Raw genomic sequence first — 18,596 nt, 5'->3', positions numbered from 1 at the left:
CATGAGCACATTGCAAACACCGCCGGCGCCAGGCCTCGCTGCACAACCGGCGCTGAAGCTGGCCGGCGTGGGCCACACCCACGCCGGCGGCCAGATCGCACTGCGCGGGCTCGACCTGCAGGTCGCGCAGGGTGAACGGGTCGCCATCATTGGCCCGTCCGGGGCAGGCAAGACCACGCTGCTGCGTCTGCTAGCCACGTCGCTCAAGTCAGATCAGGGCGATCTCGAGCTGCTCGGCAAGCTCCCCTGGACGCTCTCGGCGGGCGCTCGCCAACGCCTGCGCAGCCAGATCGGCCTGATCCACCAGACACCGCCGCTACCACCGCGACAGCGAGTGGTGACGGCGGTACTGGCGGGGCGTCTCGGCAAATGGTCGCTAGCCAAAAGCCTGCTCAGCCTGCTCTATCCCCTGGACCGCCAGGGCGCTGCCGAGGCGCTAGGGCGCCTCGATCTTGCCGACAAGCTGTACATGCGCTGCGATCAGCTATCCGGCGGCCAGCTGCAGCGGGTCGGGATCGCCCGCATGCTTTACCAGGCGCCGGAGCTGATCCTCGCCGACGAACCCGTCTCAGCCATGGACCCGGTACTGGCCAGTCACACGCTGGGCGTGCTCAACCGCGAGGCGCAACGTCGCAACGCCACGCTGCTGGCCAGCCTGCATGCAGTGGAGCTGGCACTGGAGCACTTTCCGCGAATCGTCGGCGTGCGTGACGGCCGCATCCTGTTCGACAAGCCTGCCAGCGAAATCGGCCCCGACGAGCTGGCGGCGCTGTATGCCAATGAGCAGCTTCAGCATGCCCCGTCGCCACCTGCTGCAGCGACCCCGCCACTGAACATTCCGCGATGCTGAACCCCGCAGCTGCCCGCCACGATCCTGCCGCCGCGCCACGCCTGATGTTGACCCTGCTGGCCGTGGCGCTGCTGTGGCCAGGGGTAAGGCTGAGCGAACTGGACCTGGGTGTGCTGTTCGACGGCAGCAATGCCGACACCATGGGCACGTTTCTCTCGGCGTTCTGGCCACCGGAGCACAGCGGCGAATTCCTTGGCCTGCTCTGGCAGGCAACACTGGAAACCCTGGCAATCGCCACTGCCGGCATGACCCTGGCTCTGGCTGTCGCCATCCCCTGCGCCCTGCTTGCCACCCGCGCCCTGTCGCTCTCGGCGCTCAGCCGTGGTGGTCGCCCGGCCTGGTGGGCGCAAGCGTTGCGCTGGCCGGTACGCGGCCTGCTGATCGTGCTGCGCAGCATCCCGGAGATCGTCTGGGCGCTGTTGTTCGTCCGCGCCGTAGGCCTGGGGCCGACCGCCGGCGTGCTGGCCATCGCCATCACCTACGCCGGCATGCTCGGCAAGGTCTACGCGGAGATCTTCGAATCGGTCGACCCGCTACCCGCCCGCGCACTGCTCGGTGCCGGCGCCTCGCGGCTGCAGGCCTTCCTCTACGGCGTGCTGCCGCAGGCCACGGGCGAGATGCTGTCGTACAGCGTCTACCGCTGGGAATGTGCGATCCGCGCCTCGGTGGTGATGGGTTTCGTCGGCGCCGGTGGACTCGGCCAGCAGATGGACCTGTCGATGCGCATGTTCGCCGGCGGCGAAGTCGCCTCCATGTTGCTGACGTTCCTCGCGCTGGTGCTGCTGGCCGATCTGCTGAGCCGAATGCTGCGCTGGAGATTCGCATGAGTCTGCTGTCGCGCCTGCTGATTCCGGCCGGGCTGGTCGCGGCCGTGGTGGCCGCCTTTGCCTTCCTGCAGCTGGAAAGCGCCGCGCTGCTCAGCCGAGACGGCCTTGCGCAGATGGCCGCCTACGCTTCGGGATTCATGGCGCCGGACCTGTCGCCCGCGCATCTGCAGGCGATCGCTCGCGGCACGCTGGAAACCCTGGCGATGTCGGCCATCGGCACATTGCTCGCTGCCCTGTTCGGCTTGTTGCTGGCACTCCCCGCGGCTGGCCGTTTCGGTCTGCTGGCGCAGGCCGCATCACGCCTGCTGCTCAATGCGCTACGGGCGATTCCGGAATTGGTTTGGGCCGCGCTGATGGTGCTGGCAGCGGGGCTCGGCCCGAACGCCGGCACCCTGGCGCTGGCGCTGCACACGGCAGGCGTGCTGGGGCGCCTGTTCGCCGAAGCGCTGGAAAATACCCCGCCGCAGCCCGCCGACGCCCTTCGCCTGGCCGGTAGCGGACGCATCGCGGCATTCTGCTACGGCACGCTGCCCTCGCTCTGGCCGCAACTGGTGGCCTACACGCTGTACCGCTGGGAAAACAATATTCGCATGGCCAGCGTGCTCGGCTTCGTTGGCGCCGGCGGCCTGGGCCAGATGCTCTACATGAGCCTCAGCCTGTTCCAGGAAGCCCAAGCCTCGACGGTGATCCTGGCCATGCTGGCGATGGTACTGGCGGTCGACAGCCTGAGTGCCTGGGCCAGGCAGCGCTGGGTGCGAGGCTGAATTAAACCTGAGCTCGCCCCATTTCAGTGCAATGCAGGTTTGCCGACGCGCTCCTGCACCAGCACCCAGGGTGCGACCACGACGGCCCAGAGGTCGGGGTCACGCTCCAGCCAGTCCTGCGCCTGCTCGGGCTGCATCTTCGACAGCTGTCCGCCGTGGAGCCACGCCGCTACCTTGGTCTGATCGTCCTCGGCGACGGCCAGCGCCACCTCGACCAGATCAGCATCGCCAGCCACCTGCAGCAGCGCTCCGCGAGCGAAGAACGGCTGCAGTTCTTCCCAGGTAATCGCTGCGGTTTCGCCCAACAGCTTGGCATAAAGAGTGCTTGCGTCGTCGGCCATGGGACTCACCAGATACGAAAAGGGCGCAATGATACCCGCGCCCCGATTCCCATCAAACGGTTGAATCTGCCGGCTGTGCAAACGGAGGAGACACTTCTACACTGTGCCGGTACAGTTGCCGGAGCGTTTCGGGATGTTCGCCTCTTAACGGCACTCCGGCCCGCAGGATTCAAACAATAACGATGCAAGTGGAGCACTTATGAAGACCAACCAGCGTCTTTCGAAAATTTTTCTGGCAATGGCACTGACCGGCGCAGCCAGCTACACCCTGGCCGCCGACACGATCCGCATCGGATTGGCAGGGCCGGTAACCGGGCCGGTGGCGCAGTACGGGGACATGCAGTTCATCGGGGCCGAAATGGCCATCGAGCAGATCAACAAGGCCGGCGGGGTGAACGGCCAGCAACTGGAAGGCGTGCGCTACGACGACGCCTGCGATCCGAAGCAGGCCGTGGCGGTGGCCAACAAGATCGTCAATGACGAAGTGCAGTTCGTTGTCGGCCACCTCTGCTCCAGCTCCACTCAGCCGGCGTCCGACATCTATGAGGACGAAGGCATCCTGATGATCACCGCGGCTTCCACCAGCCCGGACATCACCTCCCGCGGTTACGAGCTGATCTTCCGCACCATCGGCCTCGACAGCCTGCAGGGCCCGACCGCCGGCAACTTCATTGCCGACCACGTCAAGCCGAAGAACGTCGCCGTCATCCATGACAAGCAGCAGTACGGTGAAGGCATCGCCACTGCCGTCAAGCAGACCCTGGAAAGCAAGAACATCAAGGTCGGCCTGTTCGAAGGCATCAATGCCGGCGACAAGGACTTCTCCTCGCTGATCGCCAAGCTCAAGCGTGAAGGCGTCGACTTCGTCTATTACGGCGGCTACCACCCGGAACTGGGTCTGCTGCTGCGTCAGTCCAAGGAAAAAGGCCTGAACGTGCGCTTCATGGGTCCGGAAGGCGTCGGCAACTCGGAAATCTCCGCCATCGCTGGCCCGGCTTCCGAAGGCATGTACGTGACGCTGCCGAAGTCGTTCGATCAGGACCCGCGCAACAAGGAACTGGTAGACGGCTTCAAGGCCAAGAAGCAGGACCCGAGCGGCCCGTTCGTATTCCCCGCCTACGCCGCCGTGCAGGTCATTGCCGAAGGTATCGAGAAAGCCGGCAGCACCGACACCGCCAAGGTGGCCGAGGCGCTGCGCAGCAATACCTTCGACACTCCGACCGGCATGCTCTCCTTCGACGAGAAGGGCGACCTGAAGGACTTCAACTTCGTCGTCTACGAATGGCACCAGGACGGCACCAAGACCGAAGCCAAGTAAATTCCATCAGCCTGACGAAGCCCACACTTGCTTGTGGGCTTTGTTTTAAGCAGGCGGCCCAGCCAAAAGCACCCGGGTCGCCCTGCCGTACCTGTAATTCAACGAGCGGCCTGAACAGCAGGCCCACCTCGAACCGATGCCGTGCGTGATCCGCAGGGCACCGTACCGCAGTGGCGCCGCGCCAGGGTGTGCGGTGCGTTCGACGTGGGCAGCGCAGCAGACCGAAACGCAATTGCAGGGACTTCGGGAGAGCAGTGATGCCTGAGCTTTACCACTACCTACAACAGCTGATCAACGGGCTCACCGTTGGCAGCACCTATGCGCTGATCGCCATCGGCTACACGATGGTGTACGGCATCATCGGCATGATCAACTTCGCCCACGGCGAGGTGTACATGATCGGCTCGTATGTCGCCTTCATCGCCATTGTCGGCCTATCCATGATGGGCCTGGATGCGCTGCCTATCTTGATGATGGGTGCGTTCGTCGCCGCCATCATCGTCACCAGCGCCTACGGCTACAGCATCGAACGGGTCGCCTACCGCCCGCTACGTGGCAGCAATCGCCTGATTCCGCTGATCTCGGCCATCGGCATGTCGATCTTCCTGCAGAACGTCGTGCTGCTGGCTCAGGACTCCAAGGACAAGGCGATTCCCAACCTGATGCCGGGCAACCTGGTATTCGGTGAAAGCACCATGAATGGCGTGGTGATTTCGTACATGCAGATCCTGATCTTCGTGGTCACCTTCGTTGCCATGTACGGGCTGACGATGTTCATCTCGCGGTCACGTCTGGGGCGCGCCTGCCGCGCCTGCGCAGAAGACCTGAAGATGGCCAACCTGCTGGGCATCAACACCAACGGCATCATCGCCCTGACCTTTGTCATCGGTGCTGCGCTGGCCGCCATCGCAGCTGTGCTGATCAGCATGCAGTACGGCGTGATCAACCCGCACATCGGCTTTCTCGCCGGCATCAAGGCATTCACCGCTGCAGTACTCGGCGGCATTGGCAGCATTCCAGGCGCCATGCTCGGCGGTCTGGTGCTTGGTGTGGCCGAGGCCTTCGGCGCTGACATCTTCGGCGACCAGTACAAGGACGTCGTGGCCTTCAGCCTGCTGGTGCTGGTCCTGCTGTTCCGCCCCACCGGCATCCTCGGCCGCCCGGAGGTGGAAAAGGTATGACCGGCAATCTCCGTACAGCCTTCTTCAGCGCCCTGCTGGTCATCGCCGTTGCGGTGCCGGTATTCGGCCTGAAGCTCACCACCGTCGGCATCCGCGTCGAAGTGCACGGCGCCGAAGCCGGTACGTTCTGGATCATCGCCGCCTGCGCGGTAGCCATGTTCGTCTGGCAACTGTTCCGTACTCACCTGGCCGCCGGCTGGGCCGCCAGCCCAAGCCTGCCGAGCGTACCCGCAGGCGCGGGCAGCTTCCTTACCCTGCCCTCGACCCAACGCTGGATCATTATCGCTCTGATCCTCGTCGCGCTGGCGTGGCCGTTCTATGGGTCACGTGGCGCGGTGGACATCGCCACGCTGATCCTGATCTACGTGATGCTCGGCCTCGGCCTGAACATCGTCGTCGGTCTGGCCGGCCTGCTCGACCTGGGTTACGTCGGCTTCTACGCCGTCGGTGCTTACACCTATGCGCTGCTCTCGCACTACTACGGGGTCGGGTTCTGGACTGCACTGCCCATCGCCGGCGCGATGGCGGCACTGTTCGGCTTCCTGCTGGGCTTTCCCGTGTTACGTCTGCGCGGTGACTATCTAGCCATCGTGACCCTCGGCTTCGGCGAGATCATTCGCATCCTGCTACGCAACATGACCAGCGTCACCGGCGGCCCGAACGGCATCAGCGGCATCGACAAACCAACCCTGTTCGGCCTGTCCTTCGACCGCCGCGCAGCCGAGGGCATGCAGACGTTCCACGAGTATTTCGGCGTGGCCTATAACTCGGTGAACAAGGTGATCTTCCTCTACCTGATCGCCTTGCTGCTGGTGCTGCTGACATTGTTCGTGATCAACCGCCTGCTGCGCATGCCGATCGGCCGCGCCTGGGAAGCCTTGCGCGAAGACGAGATCGCCTGCCGCGCGCTGGGCATGAACCCCACCGTGATCAAGCTCTCGGCCTTCACCCTAGGTGCAACCTTTGCCGGTTTCGCCGGCAGTTTCTTCGCCGCACGCCAGGGCCTGGTGTCGCCGGAGTCGTTCACCTTCATCGAGTCGGCGATCATTCTCGCCATCGTCGTGCTGGGTGGCATGGGCTCGCAGCTCGGCGTGATCCTCGCCGCCATCGTGATGATCCTGCTGCCTGAGCTGATGCGCGAATTCAGCGAATACCGCATGTTGATGTTCGGCGCCCTGATGGTGCTGATGATGATCTGGCGTCCGCAAGGCCTGCTGCCGATGCAACGCCCACACCTGGAGCTGAAGCAATGAGCCGCCCGATTCTAGAAGTACGCGGCCTGATGATGCGTTTTGGCGGCCTGCTGGCGGTCAACGAGGTGGGGCTGACGGTACATGACAAGCAAGTGGTTTCGATGATCGGCCCCAACGGCGCCGGCAAGACCACAGTGTTCAACTGCCTGACCGGCTTCTATCAGCCGACCGCGGGGGAAATCCTCCTCGACGGCACGCCGATCCACGGCCTGCCTGGCCACAAGATCGCTCGTCAGGGCGTGGTGCGCACGTTCCAGAACGTCCGCCTGTTCAAGGACATGACGGCCGTGGAAAACCTGTTGGTGGCCCAGCACCGTCACCTGAACACCGGCTTCCTTGCCGGCTTGTTCAAGACGCCGGCGTTTCGCAAGAGCGAGCGCGAGGCGATGGACTTCGCTGCGCACTGGCTGGAACAGGTCAATCTGACCGATGTCGCCAATCGACCGGCGGGCACCCTCGCCTACGGCCAGCAGCGCCGTCTGGAAATCGCCCGCTGCATGATGACGCGCCCGCGCATCCTCATGCTCGACGAACCGGCGGCCGGCCTGAACCCCAGAGAAACTGAGGACCTCAAGGCCCTGATCGCCATGCTACGCGACAAACACGGGGTCACCGTGCTGCTGATCGAGCACGACATGAAGCTGGTCATGAGCATTTCCGACCACATCTACGTGATCAATCAGGGCACCCCGCTGGCCAATGGTTCACCCGAGCAAGTCCGTAACAATCCGGACGTGATCAAAGCCTATCTGGGGGAGGCGTAAGCATGCTGACTTTCGAAAACGTCTCGACCTTCTACGGCAAGATCCAGGCCCTGCACGACATCAACGTGCAGGTCGAACAGGGCGAGATCGTCACCCTGATCGGCGCCAACGGTGCCGGCAAGTCGACCCTGCTGATGACCCTGTGCGGCTCGCCGCAGGCAGCCAGTGGCAGCATCCGCTTCCAGGGCGAGGAGCTGGTCGGCCAGCAGACCTGCGACATCATGCGCAAGGCCATCGCCGTGGTGCCCGAAGGCCGGCGGATCTTCGCCCGTCTGACGGTTGAGGAAAACCTCTCCATGGGCGGCTTCTTCACCGGCAAGACGGACTTCCAGGAGCAACTGGACAAGGTGCTCGGCCTGTTCCCGCGGCTCAAGGAGCGCTACCAGCAACGCGGTGGCACCATGTCCGGCGGTGAACAGCAGATGCTCGCCATCGCCCGCGCGCTGATGAGCAAACCCAAGCTGCTGCTACTCGACGAGCCATCGCTGGGCTTGGCGCCGATCATCATCCAGCAGATTTTCGAAATCATCGAACAGCTGCGTGAGGATGGCGTGACGGTGTTTCTGGTCGAGCAGAACGCCAACCAAGCGCTCAAGCTGGCCGACCGCGGTTACGTGCTGGAGAACGGGCATATCGTCATGCAGGGCAGCGGCGAGGACCTGCTGACCGATCCGAAAGTGCGCGACGCCTACCTGGGCGGCTGACATCGCCACCACGCTCAACGAAAAAGCCCTGCCAACCGGCAGGGCTTTTTCGTCTTATACGTATCCATCACGCAGCCGAACCCGGGCGCTGCGCGTGCAGTCGAAGAACCGCTATCCTTCTTCGAACCCTTCGCCAACATAACGATCACCAAGGAGATCCCACGATGCGCCACTGCCTGTTCGGCCTGCTCATGGTTGCCAGCATCACTGCGAATGCCGAGATTCAGACGCAGGAAATCCCCTACACCGCTGCCGATGGCACCGAGATGATCGGCTACTACGCCTATGACGACGCCATCGAAGGCAAGCGTCCCGGCATCGTCGTGGTACACGAATGGTGGGGGCTGAACGACTACGCCAAGCAGCGCGCTCGCGACCTCGCCGAGCTGGGCTACAGCGCCCTCGCCATCGACATGTACGGCGAAGGCAAGAACACCGATCACCCGAAAGATGCCATGAGCTTCATGCAGGCGGCGCTGAAGGACGCCGACGCTGCCAAGGCCCGCTTCAACGCCGGCCTCGACCTGCTCAAGGAGCAGGCGCAGACCGATACCGCCAAACTGGGTGCGGTGGGCTACTGCCTCGGCGGCAAGGTGGTCCTGGACATGGCACGCCAGGGCGTACCGCTGGAAGGCGTGGTCAGCTTCCACGGCGCGCTGGCCACCGAAACCCGCGCCGCCCCCGGCAGCGTCAAGGCGCGTGTGCTGGTCGAACATGGCAGCGAGGACAGCATGATCAGCACCGACGACATCGCCGCGCTGAACGTCGAGATGGTCAAGGCCGGTGCCGACTACCAGTTCGTCAGCCTACCCGGCGCCAAGCACGGTTTCACCAATCCGGGCGCCGACGCCCACCAGAAGAACGGCCTGGACGTCGCCTATCAGAAAGCCGCGGACGAACGTTCCTGGCGTGATATGCAGCGCTTCTTCGAAGACACTTTCGGCAAACCTGCAACCACCCAGGCGCAGTAACCAACCGGCTGCTCGTCCGTGATTCGTCCCGGCGGCACGCCTGCCGCCAGGGCGCGTGCTAGCATTGCGCGCACAACTCACCGTCGATCACGAGTCATGGCCGAACACGATTTCCGCTACACCCTGCTCAACCCCGCCCACACCCTCACCGAATGCCGTGCGCTGGCGCCGGGCCGCTATCAGGTAACCGGCAATGGCGGCTCGATTCGTAGCGGCGATGTACTGATCGTCACGCTCAAGGGCAGCCGCGACCTTTCCCAGCGCCTGACAGTGGAGAAGGTCCGCCACCTGATCAACCCGCCGGGGCAATGGATGGCGGTGGCCAGCGGGCCGGTATTCCGCGAACTGGAAATCCTCAACTGGCAGGTCGCCTGCGACAGCTGCGGCAAACAGCTGGACTTCGAGTTCGCCGTGGACGGCAAGCTCGGCGAGGCCGCACGCAAGCCCGCCGCACAGGCGCGCATCACCGAACTGGGCTGGTCCGGTCAGAACGACCAGCACCGCTGCCCCAGCTGCCAGAAGGAGCAACAGGCATGAATTCACGAATCCTGCCACTTATCGCAGCCCTCGGCCTGACAGGCTGCGCCACCGAACAGCTCGAACTGCAACGCGACGTCACCTACATCGCCGAATGGATCGGCGATGACGCCGTGATCGGCCGCACCCCCGTCTCGCTCACGCTGAGCGACGGCCGCGCCTACGGCAACGCGGGCTGCAACCACTGGTTCGGCAGTTACGAGCGTGATGGCCAGCAGATCCGCTTCAGCAACCTGGGCAGCACACGCAAGATGTGCGCGGAGGAAATCATGGAGCAGGAGCACCACTTCCTCGATCTGCTCAATCGCGTCGAGCGCTGGGATGTCTCCAACATCGACCAACTGCGCCTCTGGCCCGCCCAGGGCACCCCGCTACGGCTCTGGCCAGAACAGGAATAACGCGCCAAATGTGCGCATGCAACAAGGCATGCGCACTGCTTTTACGCGAGATCACATCTGCCGGCTCATCCTTACGGCAGCTGACACAGCGCTTGGAACCCGCCGCCCCGCGGATTCCGGCGCTCAGCGCCTGTGAACAAGCCCGAGCAAAGCCGCCTGCCGACCTTCACGAAACTGGCACATTCAGTGCATAGACTGAATCAACCAGTTTCGGGGACCCTGGTACAGGCAGGCCAGGGATTCCCCTCTTTTACACCCAGACGAAATGGCCGCTCAATGAGCGGCCATTTTTTTGCTTCCGGAACTCACATGCCCCGATAAATCTCTCGCCGGAAGATCAGCGGCTTTGGACCAAGATAGATACCAAAGCTGGCCAGCCCTCGACTCGCCTTCGGCCCCTTGCCCTGCCAGTCATACCAGAGCCATTCAGGCACGTCAGGAAAGCCTATGCGAGCTTCGCCGGCAGCTTGCGGCCTGCTGATGATCAGGCTGCCTTCGTATCCAATACGCCCGCCATCGATCAGTAATGTCTTGGTCGACAGATTACCGACCTGCTCCGTTGCCTGTGCTTCCCCCCAAACCGGTGCACTGCAGGCATCGCCGGTTTCAGGGAGGAAGATATTTGAGGGCTGCCAAGTCTCAATCACCCAGGGCAGACTCAGATCCTGTAGCTCGGAGCCGTGGCCATTGCCAATGCGTAGCCGGCCCAAGCGGAACTCGCTGTGGTCCAGAGTGGCTTCAAGAACGTCGCAACCGCTAGCGCCATGACAGACACCGTCTCTGTCGGTCAACTCTGCTGCTGTAAACCGCAATCGGAGTTGCAATGGGTGGTCATTGGCGTCTGGGCGCGTACCGCGCGCATAACGAAGCCAAGCTGCATCCCAGACGTAGGTCCGTTGGCCGTCCCCATCATTCTTACCGCTTTGGTCAGGCACGAGGTCGTCGATCGGCTGCCAGGTCAGCTCACCGGGATCGCCGTCTCCATGCTTCAGCCGAGGCGCAAGGTCGAGACTCCGGTCAGCGGCCAGCCAGCTCGGGGCGGGGCTGCTAACGAAGCCCCAGAAGCCGTCGAAATCGTAGTTTTCGGTTACGTATTCGGCGCCCTCGGAGAGGCCGTAACCGGTGATCGTCAGCGTCGGAGGCAAGGACAGTGCGACCGGCTGGTCCTGGTAGCTGAACACACCGCAAGCCGCCTCTAGCGCGCCCTCTACTCGTGCCTTCAAGTGGTGCGGGATGAATCGCCCGACCGCAGCCGACTCGCTGGACGGTACAGCTACACCGAGATAGGGGGGCGGCTCGACGCGCAGGCGAAACACACCAACCTCCGACAACGCAACATCCTGGACAATCGTCCCGTCCCAGTTAGCCGGCACTCCCGGTGCTAGATGGTCATAGCGACCATCGGCAGGGCGGAGTACACGGCCAGCCACCCCACCGATGGCAGGAGAGGGCGCTACCACTACAGGACTCAGCTGCACCCGATCCTGTCGATAGTTCCGGGTTGTACCCGCTGCGCAAAGATCACCATCGGCACGCCAGGCGACCGGCCTGATCAAGGTCGAAAACGCTTGGCCAACCTGCCCGAATACATTGCAGCTGCTGTCTTCGGCCGAGCATGTCTGCGACGGCTCGATGCAGAACCCCGCCGGCGTGGAAACGAAGTCATCGCTGCCGCTCATCGGCCCGCTGTCACCCTCCTCCGTGCTGCCCGAATAGTAGGCGTTGAGCAGCATCCGGCCGGCTTCGGCGTAGTTCACCTCGAGCGCGGTGGCGCCGTTCTGATCGAAACTAAGCGCGAGCGGCCGAGCCTCTGCAAAGCTCTGCCCGATCGGTTCGGCATTCACCTGAACCGGTTTCGAGCTGTCCGACAGCTCGTTGATTGACGGAGTGACGAAGCTGCTCCAGAACCGTACCTCACGCGGGATATCGGGGTCGGTGAACGCAGGCTCGCAACGCGGGCTCCCCTCCTCACCGACGTCTATTACCGCACGCATGGGCACAATTGACTGCCCGCGACCGGCCTGCATATCCGGAACATCGAAGATAAAGCCGCTCTGTACGAAGTTCAGAAGACAGTCGGAAGATAGCGGCGCATCGCCAATCCGGCAAAGTGTCAATGGTGAGGCAGCGGGCACTGAAGCTTCGACGGCCAAGGGCATCTGCAGCTGCAGCCCCTGCAATCTAAAGGTTCCCACGCCGCCTCTGAGCGTCTGCTGGTTGCCACCGAGCCAACCCTCCCCCCTGAGCGTTACTGATACGTCACCCTGGTAGGGCTGGCAGGCCCCAGGGGCTGCATTGGTACAGGCCATGAGCGTGACGGCCTGAGGGCTGCAGGTATGTGCTAAGGCACTGGTGGAGAACTCGAAGTGATCAATTCCGATGGCACCGCCACACCAATGCACAGCCCTGCGCTGCGCGAGACGCTCCTCTGCGGTCCAGATAAGCTGCTCGAGGCGAAACTCATCAATCTTTACACTAAACGACTCACCGCCAACCTTAGCGTCCTGATCGTTGACCGACGCTCGACCAGTAATAAACGTCGCAGAGCTGCCTTCCTCACGACGATCGTTTACCCAGACCGAGCCTTGAATACTCTTCCAAACAATAATTTCCCCTCTTGTCTTCAGCGCAAGATCAAATCCAGCGTGCACCCAATTACCTGGTTCAATGGCGTCCGACTCGACCGCCAGATACGACGCCCCGAAGATATCGTCTAAGAAATAATCGAGTTTGGCGGTCAGAACCAACGTACCCTCGCTGGTCAGCTCCAACTTATAGTTCGTCCCCTTATCAACCAGCGTAACGGTCTTTTTTGGCAACGAATCGATCTTCAACCAGAAGCTGGCACTTAGTTTGTCGATGAAGTTCAGCGCCGAATCATGCGCAATGGATACTCGCCCACTGTTAAACGCGCCATACCGACAAGTCCCCTCCCCCTGCTGGTTTGTCGCCAGCGCCGGGTCAACCCCGGCGGTAGCCGCCCCGCCAAGCACCTGGATGTCGAAAGCCCCTCGCCCGGTATTGGCCGGTACGCCCCAGCTCGCCTCGTCGAAGCGCAGGTACAGCGGGATGTTCTCCGAATCCTGGCAAAGGTCGCCTCGAGCAAAGGCCGAAGCGGCCACTTTGTCGTAGACGATGATGTCCTTGACCTTGGTATCGATGCTGCCTTCCGCTGTCAGGGCGCCTTCGATATGGGCATCCGGATTGACGTAGACATCGCCGGTCACATACACCAGGGCATTGATATCGTTCTTGGTGCCAATACGCAGATCACCGCGCACGACAATCAGCAAGTCGGACGCCGAACCGTTCGGGTTGATCATGCTATGCGACGCGAGTTCGAGATCGCCGTTGACGAACAGCCGCACAGGCCGGCCGGCCGTTACCGAGATGGTCTCGCCATTGTTCAGCTTGCCAGCGTTGTAGAAATAATCCCCAGCCGTGGCGTACGCCGTGCCGCGGGAGGGAAAGGGGCCGTAGGCCTGGCCATCCATGATCCCAAGGTCGAGCGTCGCGCCGGTGTCGGGCGTCGCTTCCTGAGGAAAGACATTTGAACAGAGCGCCGCCGATGCGGCCGGGCTGCCCAGACAGACAATACCGAGTAGGCAGAGCACTGCGAGCGACAATGCCCTCACCCGCACCCAGCCCGCCAGCATCGGCCAGCTGCCCCTTGTCCAATTGAGCATGTCAGTCATTCTTCTCCACCACGGCACTCAACTGCCGGTACACATGATCCGGGCTGCCCGGCGAGGCGTACTGTGCGCTGGCCTGCAGCGAGATGAAGTGCAGGCTACGGTCTTCCTCAGGCAGGGATACGGCAGCAGCGGGCGGGTCGCATTTCACCTCTACCTCGAAGCCCTCCAGCGTGAACTGGTCTTCACAAGAAAGATCTGCCATCGCCCTATGGATCCCCCACTCAATCCCGGCCCGCGCTGCCTGATAGGCCCGCGCCTGCTGGATCGCCATGCTGCTGGTGGCGCTCTGGGTTTCGGACATCCGCGCCATGGCCGCGATCGCGCCGGCGATGACGATAATGACAAACATCGCGGCGACTAGCCCGAAGCCGCCCTGGCGACTCTGTAGGAAGGAAAAATCAGGGCGCATTATCGACCTGGACCTGCTGCAAGAGGGTGACGGTTCCGCCAGCGCCAGCCAGTACCAGTTTGAGCGTCACAAGGCCGTTGCGCGTGTTGTTGCCGGATTCGTAGCTGAACTGGCTCTGGCCGCAATCGACACGATCGACCACGGTGGCGGCACCGGAATAATCAGACGCGGCCAGTTCGCCAAATTCGGCGCGAATCAGCGCACCATTTCGGCACTGATAGCCGACGGCTCGGTCGGCCAGAAAAAACCGATGTTGCGGCGAGGCGAACTCGAAGCGGAAAGCCGAGAGATCAGCCTCAAGCACCCCGTTTTTCCAGGTGAAGGCCTTGGGTGACACCGGCGAGACCGCTCCATCGCCGGGCTCGGGGCGCCCGACGAGCGAACCGGTGTTATAGATGATCAGCCAATGCTTGTTGTTCTTGCTATCTGCCGGCTCGATCGGGCTGAGGATATCAATCAAGCAGCGGCCGGATGTCTGCGTACAGGCCGGAGGATCCTGACGTGGCCCATCAGGCATCGGCTGATTGGCCCGATAGCGTCCGGCGGCCGCGATCGGAACGAGCCTGATTTCATCGCCCGTGTCGGCTACAAGGACGGAGTTTGGTACGGCTAGCCGAATATCGCGCGCCATCCGGTTGAGCGCGATCGCCGCCCGATCGGTCAGTTCGGCCCGCTGACTATTATCGGCGAAGCCCTGCAACGGCCGCGACATGACCGTACCGACCATCACCGCGACGACTCCGGCCAGTGCGATCACCATGATCAGCTCGACCAGCGTGAACCCATTGGTACTGCCTACGGTTTGCCTGAAGCCCTGACGGGAGAATGCCCAGCCAGCGCCCGCGAACGTCCTCTCTCGCTGACTGTTCTGGCGCCTCGGCGCTCGCATCAGGGGCATAGGGCATTCCCCGAGGCGTCGTACTCACCGTAGCAGGTGCGCCAACCGGAGAGCTGTAACGACTGGTTCTGCGGATCGGTCACCGTCACCTCGATGCGGGTGGCGTCAACACCGTTCAGCTTGGCAGCACCATCGACCGTCAGTGTGACCGAGTAGCCGGCCAGCTCGGTAACCGGTTCGCCGGCAAGATTTCGGGGTGCAGCGGCCGATTGCGCCGCGCTGCTCAGCTGACCGTAAGGCAGCGCCAGCGCCGCCGACAGATAGCTTTCGGCGATCATTACGCTCTGCTGGCGCAGCAGCGGATCGGCCGAGCGCGCGGTGATGCTGGCCATGGCGGAAAACAATGCCGCTGCGGCGATGCCGATGATGACGATGGTGATGACCAGTTCGACCAGAGTCATTCCGCGTTGAGGTCGAATCACGGCTGATACCTCGGTCCCGTGGCGCGGCCGTAGGGTGGAAAACCGCGCAGCATTTTCCACCATGGGGCCGGATTGTGACTGGTGGCGTGAGGAACATTGGTGGATGGGTAAAGCGTCATCCACCCTACGTTGAAGCCCGGTAGGTTGTGAATGAGGAAAATGGTGTCGAAGTCCAATGCGCATCGAAGCAATGACCGGAACCTGCCGATACTCCGCTCGTTGGGCTTCGCTGGCTCAACCCAGCTTACGGTCTGGAATCGAGTCATTGGCCCACCTCAATAAAGCCGGTGGCGGCGTGGACGGTGAAGGTGTGGCTGCCAATCGTGGCCACACATCGCCCGCCGGGACAGGCTTCGTTGACGCTGCCAAGGGAGTTGAAACTGATGGCCAATGCTCTACTGACGGATACACCAGCAGGTAGCGATTTGTTGTAGTCATTTCCGACAGGCATGACACCGCAATCACCGCCGCTGTAGTTCAGCGCATACCCAGAATCATTGATTTGAAAACCGATGGGGCAGCCGCTCGCTACAGCCAGTTTTTGCCCATAGCGAACGGTCGATAGAACTTCTTCGAAATAAAACCGCTCATCGAAGACTTTCCGGTCGAAAAAGCGCGGGGCGGCCACGGCGGAGATAATGCCGAGTATCACGATTACCATGATCAACTCGACGATTGTAAAACCGCGTTGTTCAACCATTGGCCGGCCCTTTGTCCAAGCGTGTTGGAGGCGAGAATTGACCTCGCCTCCAGGAATTCATGGCAACCCGGTCGAAAGCCGGGTTGCAATACAACACCGTAGGGCAGGTGAAATCCGCCGGTTGAAGATAAAGCGGGGCTTCAGTAATTGGCGGGTTACACCCGCCCTACAACTACAAGGCCATGGATCAAATCAAGCGCCGCAATTCCCAGCGGTTAGAGGTAAGTCCCCTCCTGCCGCTGCAGCAAAGACTGGTGCTTTAGCGGTAACGGGCGGTTCTTCGGTGGGGGCTGCTGCGACGGCTGCCGTGTAAATGAAGCCGCAGGAAGATTTTAGAGCGTCAGGAAGATTTTTTTGCGTAATAACCCCGGTACTTGTGTCGATCTGGAAATCGTCTTCCAAACCAGCAGCTTTGATGATTCCGTTCGTAGTAGCAGCAGGGTAACCAGCGACGACGTCAATCAAAACACCTTCCAGATCAATCTGGTTGCTGGAATTAGTTTTACCTGCCACATGCATCGAATGAATTATTGCGCTGGCGGATTTCGCAGCGCCTAGCGCCCCGTTGGCAGCAGCCGCCCTTGCATCCGCGCTCATATTTCCAAATCTTGGCAACGCAACAGCCGCCAAAATTCCTAGAACCACAATCACCATAATCAACTCGATCATGGTGAAACCACTCTGTTGCTTTCTCATAGTTGTCGCTCCTTGTTTATGAATCATTGAAAGTTGACGAAGACTTCGCCGGTATTGGCGTTGTATTCGATGACGTCGTCGCCGCCATCGAGGTTGTAGGTGAACAGGCAGCGGGTGCCGTTGGCCGTGGCTGTAAATGCCGGATTGGTGCCGGTCAGGCTCTGCGAGGAAGCCTGCAGCAGGTTGCTCCAGAGGTTGCGGCATTCATCGGCGGACATGCTGGTGTTGGCGAGCGGAGTGCCGCTGCGTTCGGTGCCTACGGGCCAGCCGTTGGCATTCACATCCATCGCGCCGTTGCCGTAGCCCTGTACGTTGATCTGGCAATTTCCTGCCAGACAGGCATTGCTGCCGCCGCCGCGATTCAGTTCGTACTGGCCGCGCACCAGCGAGACGGCCGACGTCAGCGCACCACCAGCGCTGCGCACGCTGGCGCGGTGGGCGTCCTTGGCCGAGTCGATGAAGTGTGGCAAGGCGACCGCGGCCAGGATGCCGAGGATGGCGATGACCACGACCAGCTCGATCATGGTGAAACCCTTGTGTCGTTGCATCGTGCCTCCGTGGCTCATGTGGAATGTCGCGATTCGTAAGCTCATCAACCCCTCCCCTGCGCCGCGCTACCCAGTTCCCACATCGGCAGAAACACGCCGAGCGCAAGAATCAGCACCATCACGCCCATGGCCACGATAAGAATCGGCTCGATGGCATCAGCCAGCTGCTTGAGGTCATAGTCCACCTCCTGCTCGTAGAAATCGGCGACTTCGATGAACAGGTCATCCAGCGCGCCGGTTTCTTCGCCGACGGCCATCATCTGCAGTACCAACGGAGTGAACAGACCGGAGTTGTGCGCCGAACGGGTCAGCGCTTCGCCGCGTTCGACGCTTTCGCGAATGCCGAGAATCGCCTGGCCGATATGCTGGTTGCCGACGCTGGCGCTGTTGATCGAGAGCGTCTGCAGCAGCGGCACGCCGGCGCGATACATCATCGCGAAGGTGCGGGTGAAGCGCGCCAGGGCGATACGTTCGAAGATGCCGCCGACTATGGGCAGGCGCAGCTTGATGCGGTCCCAGCGAAGTCGACCGGCGTCGGTTTCGATCCACTTGAAGAAGGCGTAAAGCCCACCGACGATGCCCAGCAGCAACAGCCACCAATAGTCGCGCATGAAGTTGGAGGTGCCGATCAGCACGCGCGTGGCCCACGGCAGTTGCGCGTGGAACTGGGCGAAGACCTTGGCGAACGCCGGGATCACCAAGAGATTGATGACACCCAGCGCCACTCCCATGGCCACCAGCACGAAGATCGGATAACGCGTGGCCTGCTTGATGCGCTTGCGGGTCTCGCGCTCCAGCTCGAGATAGGCAGACAGCTGCTTGAACGCCTGGTCGAGCTGGCCGGTGTTCTCACCGACGCTGACCATGCTGACAAACAGATTGTTGAACACCTTGGGATGCGCGTTCAGCGCGACCGCCATGGACTGGCCGCTTTCGAGGCTGGCGCGCACGTCCTGCAGGATGCCGCGGAAATACAGGTTGCGATTGGATTCGGCGAGACCGCCGATGGCGCGGATGATCGGCACGCCGGCCTTGTTCAGGCTGTACATCTGGCGGCTGAAGATGATCAGTTCGTCCAGATCGACACGTTTGCGCCGCAGCTTCTCGCGCAGTACGGCAAACACGTCGACGCTATCGGCCTGGGCACGCTCCGCATCGATGGTCAGCGGGGTGATCTGGCGCGACACCAGCTCGCTGGCCACGGCGTCAGCGCTGGCGCCATCGAGCGCACCGCTGACCCGTGCGCCGCGCATATCGCGGCCGGTATAGCGGAAGCTAGGCATCGGCAGGCTCCCCGCGAAGCGACCGGACGGCGCCCGT

20 protein-coding genes are annotated in these 18,596 nt (G+C 62.2%); 11 read left to right on the top strand and 9 right to left on the bottom strand.

The features are described 5' to 3' along the window. Position 1: 1 nt before the first annotated feature. The 3 genes from LLJ08_RS05760 to phnE are packed head-to-tail and all read left to right on the top strand — an operon-like array spanning position 2 to position 2,441. Entirely contained in the window at positions 2-850 is an 849-nt protein-coding gene (locus LLJ08_RS05760; RefSeq protein WP_052462817.1) for a phosphonate ABC transporter ATP-binding protein, read from the top strand. Beyond that, the gene (locus LLJ08_RS05755; protein WP_041013241.1) at positions 844-1,677 is read left to right on the top strand and encodes a PhnE/PtxC family ABC transporter permease; all 834 of its coding nucleotides are present in this window, start codon (positions 844-846) and stop codon (positions 1,675-1,677) included. The genes LLJ08_RS05760 and LLJ08_RS05755 overlap by 7 nt, the downstream gene beginning before the upstream one ends. After that, entirely contained in the window at positions 1,674-2,441 is a 768-nt protein-coding gene (gene phnE / locus LLJ08_RS05750; protein ID WP_046622008.1) for a phosphonate ABC transporter, permease protein PhnE, read from the top strand. Before LLJ08_RS05755 ends, phnE begins: the two co-directional genes overlap by 4 nt. 23 nt (positions 2,442-2,464) lie before the next feature. Here the strand turns inward: phnE and LLJ08_RS05745 are convergent, their stop codons facing one another. Further along, positions 2,465-2,782: a DUF2288 domain-containing protein gene (locus LLJ08_RS05745; protein WP_014821206.1), complete on the bottom strand. Its 318-nt coding sequence runs from the start codon at positions 2,780-2,782 to the stop codon at positions 2,465-2,467. Positions 2,783-2,981: 199 nt separating this feature from the next. Here LLJ08_RS05745 and LLJ08_RS05740 point away from each other — a divergent pair, with 199 nt between their 5' ends. The 8 genes from LLJ08_RS05740 to LLJ08_RS05705 all read left to right on the top strand — a co-directional run bounded on the left by LLJ08_RS05740 (position 2,982) and on the right by LLJ08_RS05705 (position 9,908). After that, positions 2,982-4,100, top strand: a complete 1,119-nt coding sequence (locus tag LLJ08_RS05740) for a branched-chain amino acid ABC transporter substrate-binding protein (protein ID WP_041013239.1) — start codon at positions 2,982-2,984, stop codon at positions 4,098-4,100. A 257-nt stretch (positions 4,101-4,357) separates the two neighbouring features. Then, positions 4,358-5,281: a high-affinity branched-chain amino acid ABC transporter permease LivH gene (livH, locus tag LLJ08_RS05735; protein WP_003299167.1), complete on the top strand. Its 924-nt coding sequence runs from the start codon at positions 4,358-4,360 to the stop codon at positions 5,279-5,281. Beyond that, positions 5,278-6,534: a high-affinity branched-chain amino acid ABC transporter permease LivM gene (locus LLJ08_RS05730; protein WP_042924495.1), complete on the top strand. Its 1,257-nt coding sequence runs from the start codon at positions 5,278-5,280 to the stop codon at positions 6,532-6,534. Before livH ends, LLJ08_RS05730 begins: the two co-directional genes overlap by 4 nt. Next, a complete protein-coding gene (gene livG / locus LLJ08_RS05725) occupies positions 6,531-7,298 on the top strand; it encodes a high-affinity branched-chain amino acid ABC transporter ATP-binding protein LivG (protein ID WP_023444302.1) in 768 nt (255 codons plus the stop codon). Before LLJ08_RS05730 ends, livG begins: the two co-directional genes overlap by 4 nt. Before the next feature lie 2 nt (positions 7,299-7,300). Further along, a complete protein-coding gene (locus LLJ08_RS05720; protein ID WP_023444303.1) occupies positions 7,301-8,002 on the top strand; it encodes an ABC transporter ATP-binding protein in 702 nt (233 codons plus the stop codon). Positions 8,003-8,166: 164 nt separating this feature from the next. Then, the gene (locus tag LLJ08_RS05715; protein ID WP_228208429.1) at positions 8,167-8,973 is read left to right on the top strand and encodes a dienelactone hydrolase family protein; all 807 of its coding nucleotides are present in this window, start codon (positions 8,167-8,169) and stop codon (positions 8,971-8,973) included. A gap of 96 nt (positions 8,974-9,069) precedes the next feature. Then, on the top strand, positions 9,070-9,510 hold the full coding sequence (locus LLJ08_RS05710; protein ID WP_228208428.1) for a hypothetical protein: 441 nt from the start codon (positions 9,070-9,072) through the stop codon (positions 9,508-9,510). Continuing rightward, positions 9,507-9,908 (top strand): META domain-containing protein, encoded by a 402-nt coding sequence (locus LLJ08_RS05705; RefSeq protein WP_228208427.1) that lies wholly within the window; start codon positions 9,507-9,509, stop codon positions 9,906-9,908. Before LLJ08_RS05710 ends, LLJ08_RS05705 begins: the two co-directional genes overlap by 4 nt. Before the next feature lie 305 nt (positions 9,909-10,213). Here LLJ08_RS05705 and LLJ08_RS05700 read toward each other — a convergent pair whose 3' ends face one another. The 8 genes from LLJ08_RS05700 to LLJ08_RS05665 all read right to left on the bottom strand — a co-directional run bounded on the left by LLJ08_RS05700 (position 10,214) and on the right by LLJ08_RS05665 (position 18,559). Continuing rightward, complete coding sequence (locus LLJ08_RS05700; protein ID WP_228208426.1) at positions 10,214-13,603, bottom strand: DUF6701 domain-containing protein; 3,390 nt, start codon at positions 13,601-13,603, stop codon at positions 10,214-10,216. Beyond that, positions 13,596-14,012 carry a pilus assembly protein MshP gene (locus tag LLJ08_RS05695; protein WP_228208425.1) on the bottom strand — a complete coding sequence of 139 codons (417 nt, stop codon included), beginning with the start codon at positions 14,010-14,012 and terminating at the stop codon, positions 13,596-13,598. The genes LLJ08_RS05700 and LLJ08_RS05695 overlap by 8 nt, the downstream gene beginning before the upstream one ends. Further along, complete coding sequence (locus LLJ08_RS05690) at positions 14,002-14,772, bottom strand: type II secretion system protein (protein ID WP_256445909.1); 771 nt, start codon at positions 14,770-14,772, stop codon at positions 14,002-14,004. The genes LLJ08_RS05695 and LLJ08_RS05690 overlap by 11 nt, the downstream gene beginning before the upstream one ends. 128 nt (positions 14,773-14,900) lie before the next feature. Further along, on the bottom strand, positions 14,901-15,332 hold the full coding sequence (locus LLJ08_RS05685) for a prepilin-type N-terminal cleavage/methylation domain-containing protein (RefSeq protein ID WP_228208424.1): 432 nt from the start codon (positions 15,330-15,332) through the stop codon (positions 14,901-14,903). Between the two features lie 262 nt (positions 15,333-15,594). Next, positions 15,595-16,032 carry a pilus assembly FimT family protein gene (locus LLJ08_RS05680; RefSeq protein WP_228208423.1) on the bottom strand — a complete coding sequence of 146 codons (438 nt, stop codon included), beginning with the start codon at positions 16,030-16,032 and terminating at the stop codon, positions 15,595-15,597. Between the two features lie 192 nt (positions 16,033-16,224). Further along, entirely contained in the window at positions 16,225-16,728 is a 504-nt protein-coding gene (locus LLJ08_RS21005) for a type II secretion system protein (protein ID WP_272877196.1), read from the bottom strand. 23 nt (positions 16,729-16,751) lie between these two features. Next, the gene (locus LLJ08_RS05670; RefSeq protein WP_023444313.1) at positions 16,752-17,276 is read right to left on the bottom strand and encodes a prepilin-type N-terminal cleavage/methylation domain-containing protein; all 525 of its coding nucleotides are present in this window, start codon (positions 17,274-17,276) and stop codon (positions 16,752-16,754) included. A gap of 44 nt (positions 17,277-17,320) precedes the next feature. Further along, the gene (locus LLJ08_RS05665; RefSeq protein ID WP_003299190.1) at positions 17,321-18,559 is read right to left on the bottom strand and encodes a type II secretion system F family protein; all 1,239 of its coding nucleotides are present in this window, start codon (positions 18,557-18,559) and stop codon (positions 17,321-17,323) included. Positions 18,560-18,596: the final 37 nt, after the last annotated feature.

The sequence above is a fragment of the Stutzerimonas chloritidismutans genome, assembly GCF_020783375.1.
GTDB lineage: Bacteria > Pseudomonadota > Gammaproteobacteria > Pseudomonadales > Pseudomonadaceae > Stutzerimonas > Stutzerimonas kunmingensis.
The sequence above is the reverse complement of the archived record's forward strand: the minus strand, read 5'-3'. Positions and strand labels throughout refer to the sequence as shown.

What these genes read in the sequence shown, in the direction of transcription:
- LLJ08_RS05760 (WP_052462817.1), top strand. Translation starts at nt 2, where the DNA reads ATGAGCACATTGCAAACACCGCCGGCGCCAGGCCTCGCTGCACAACCG.
- LLJ08_RS05755 (WP_041013241.1), top strand. Translation starts at nt 844, where the DNA reads ATGCTGAACCCCGCAGCTGCCCGCCACGATCCTGCCGCCGCGCCACGC.
- phnE (WP_046622008.1), top strand. Translation starts at nt 1,674, where the DNA reads ATGAGTCTGCTGTCGCGCCTGCTGATTCCGGCCGGGCTGGTCGCGGCC.
- LLJ08_RS05745 (WP_014821206.1), bottom strand. Translation starts at nt 2,782, where the DNA reads ATGGCCGACGACGCAAGCACTCTTTATGCCAAGCTGTTGGGCGAAACC.
- LLJ08_RS05740 (WP_041013239.1), top strand. Translation starts at nt 2,982, where the DNA reads ATGAAGACCAACCAGCGTCTTTCGAAAATTTTTCTGGCAATGGCACTG.
- livH (WP_003299167.1), top strand. Translation starts at nt 4,358, where the DNA reads ATGCCTGAGCTTTACCACTACCTACAACAGCTGATCAACGGGCTCACC.
- LLJ08_RS05730 (WP_042924495.1), top strand. Translation starts at nt 5,278, where the DNA reads ATGACCGGCAATCTCCGTACAGCCTTCTTCAGCGCCCTGCTGGTCATC.
- livG (WP_023444302.1), top strand. Translation starts at nt 6,531, where the DNA reads ATGAGCCGCCCGATTCTAGAAGTACGCGGCCTGATGATGCGTTTTGGC.
- LLJ08_RS05720 (WP_023444303.1), top strand. Translation starts at nt 7,301, where the DNA reads ATGCTGACTTTCGAAAACGTCTCGACCTTCTACGGCAAGATCCAGGCC.
- LLJ08_RS05715 (WP_228208429.1), top strand. Translation starts at nt 8,167, where the DNA reads ATGCGCCACTGCCTGTTCGGCCTGCTCATGGTTGCCAGCATCACTGCG.
- LLJ08_RS05710 (WP_228208428.1), top strand. Translation starts at nt 9,070, where the DNA reads ATGGCCGAACACGATTTCCGCTACACCCTGCTCAACCCCGCCCACACC.
- LLJ08_RS05705 (WP_228208427.1), top strand. Translation starts at nt 9,507, where the DNA reads ATGAATTCACGAATCCTGCCACTTATCGCAGCCCTCGGCCTGACAGGC.
- LLJ08_RS05700 (WP_228208426.1), bottom strand. Translation starts at nt 13,603, where the DNA reads ATGACTGACATGCTCAATTGGACAAGGGGCAGCTGGCCGATGCTGGCG.
- LLJ08_RS05695 (WP_228208425.1), bottom strand. Translation starts at nt 14,012, where the DNA reads ATGCGCCCTGATTTTTCCTTCCTACAGAGTCGCCAGGGCGGCTTCGGG.
- LLJ08_RS05690 (WP_256445909.1), bottom strand. Translation starts at nt 14,772, where the DNA reads ATGGTGATCGCACTGGCCGGAGTCGTCGCGGTGATGGTCGGTACGGTC.
- LLJ08_RS05680 (WP_228208423.1), bottom strand. Translation starts at nt 16,032, where the DNA reads ATGGTTGAACAACGCGGTTTTACAATCGTCGAGTTGATCATGGTAATC.
- LLJ08_RS21005 (WP_272877196.1), bottom strand. Translation starts at nt 16,728, where the DNA reads ATGAGAAAGCAACAGAGTGGTTTCACCATGATCGAGTTGATTATGGTG.
- LLJ08_RS05670 (WP_023444313.1), bottom strand. Translation starts at nt 17,276, where the DNA reads ATGCAACGACACAAGGGTTTCACCATGATCGAGCTGGTCGTGGTCATC.
- LLJ08_RS05665 (WP_003299190.1), bottom strand. Translation starts at nt 18,559, where the DNA reads ATGCCTAGCTTCCGCTATACCGGCCGCGATATGCGCGGCGCACGGGTC.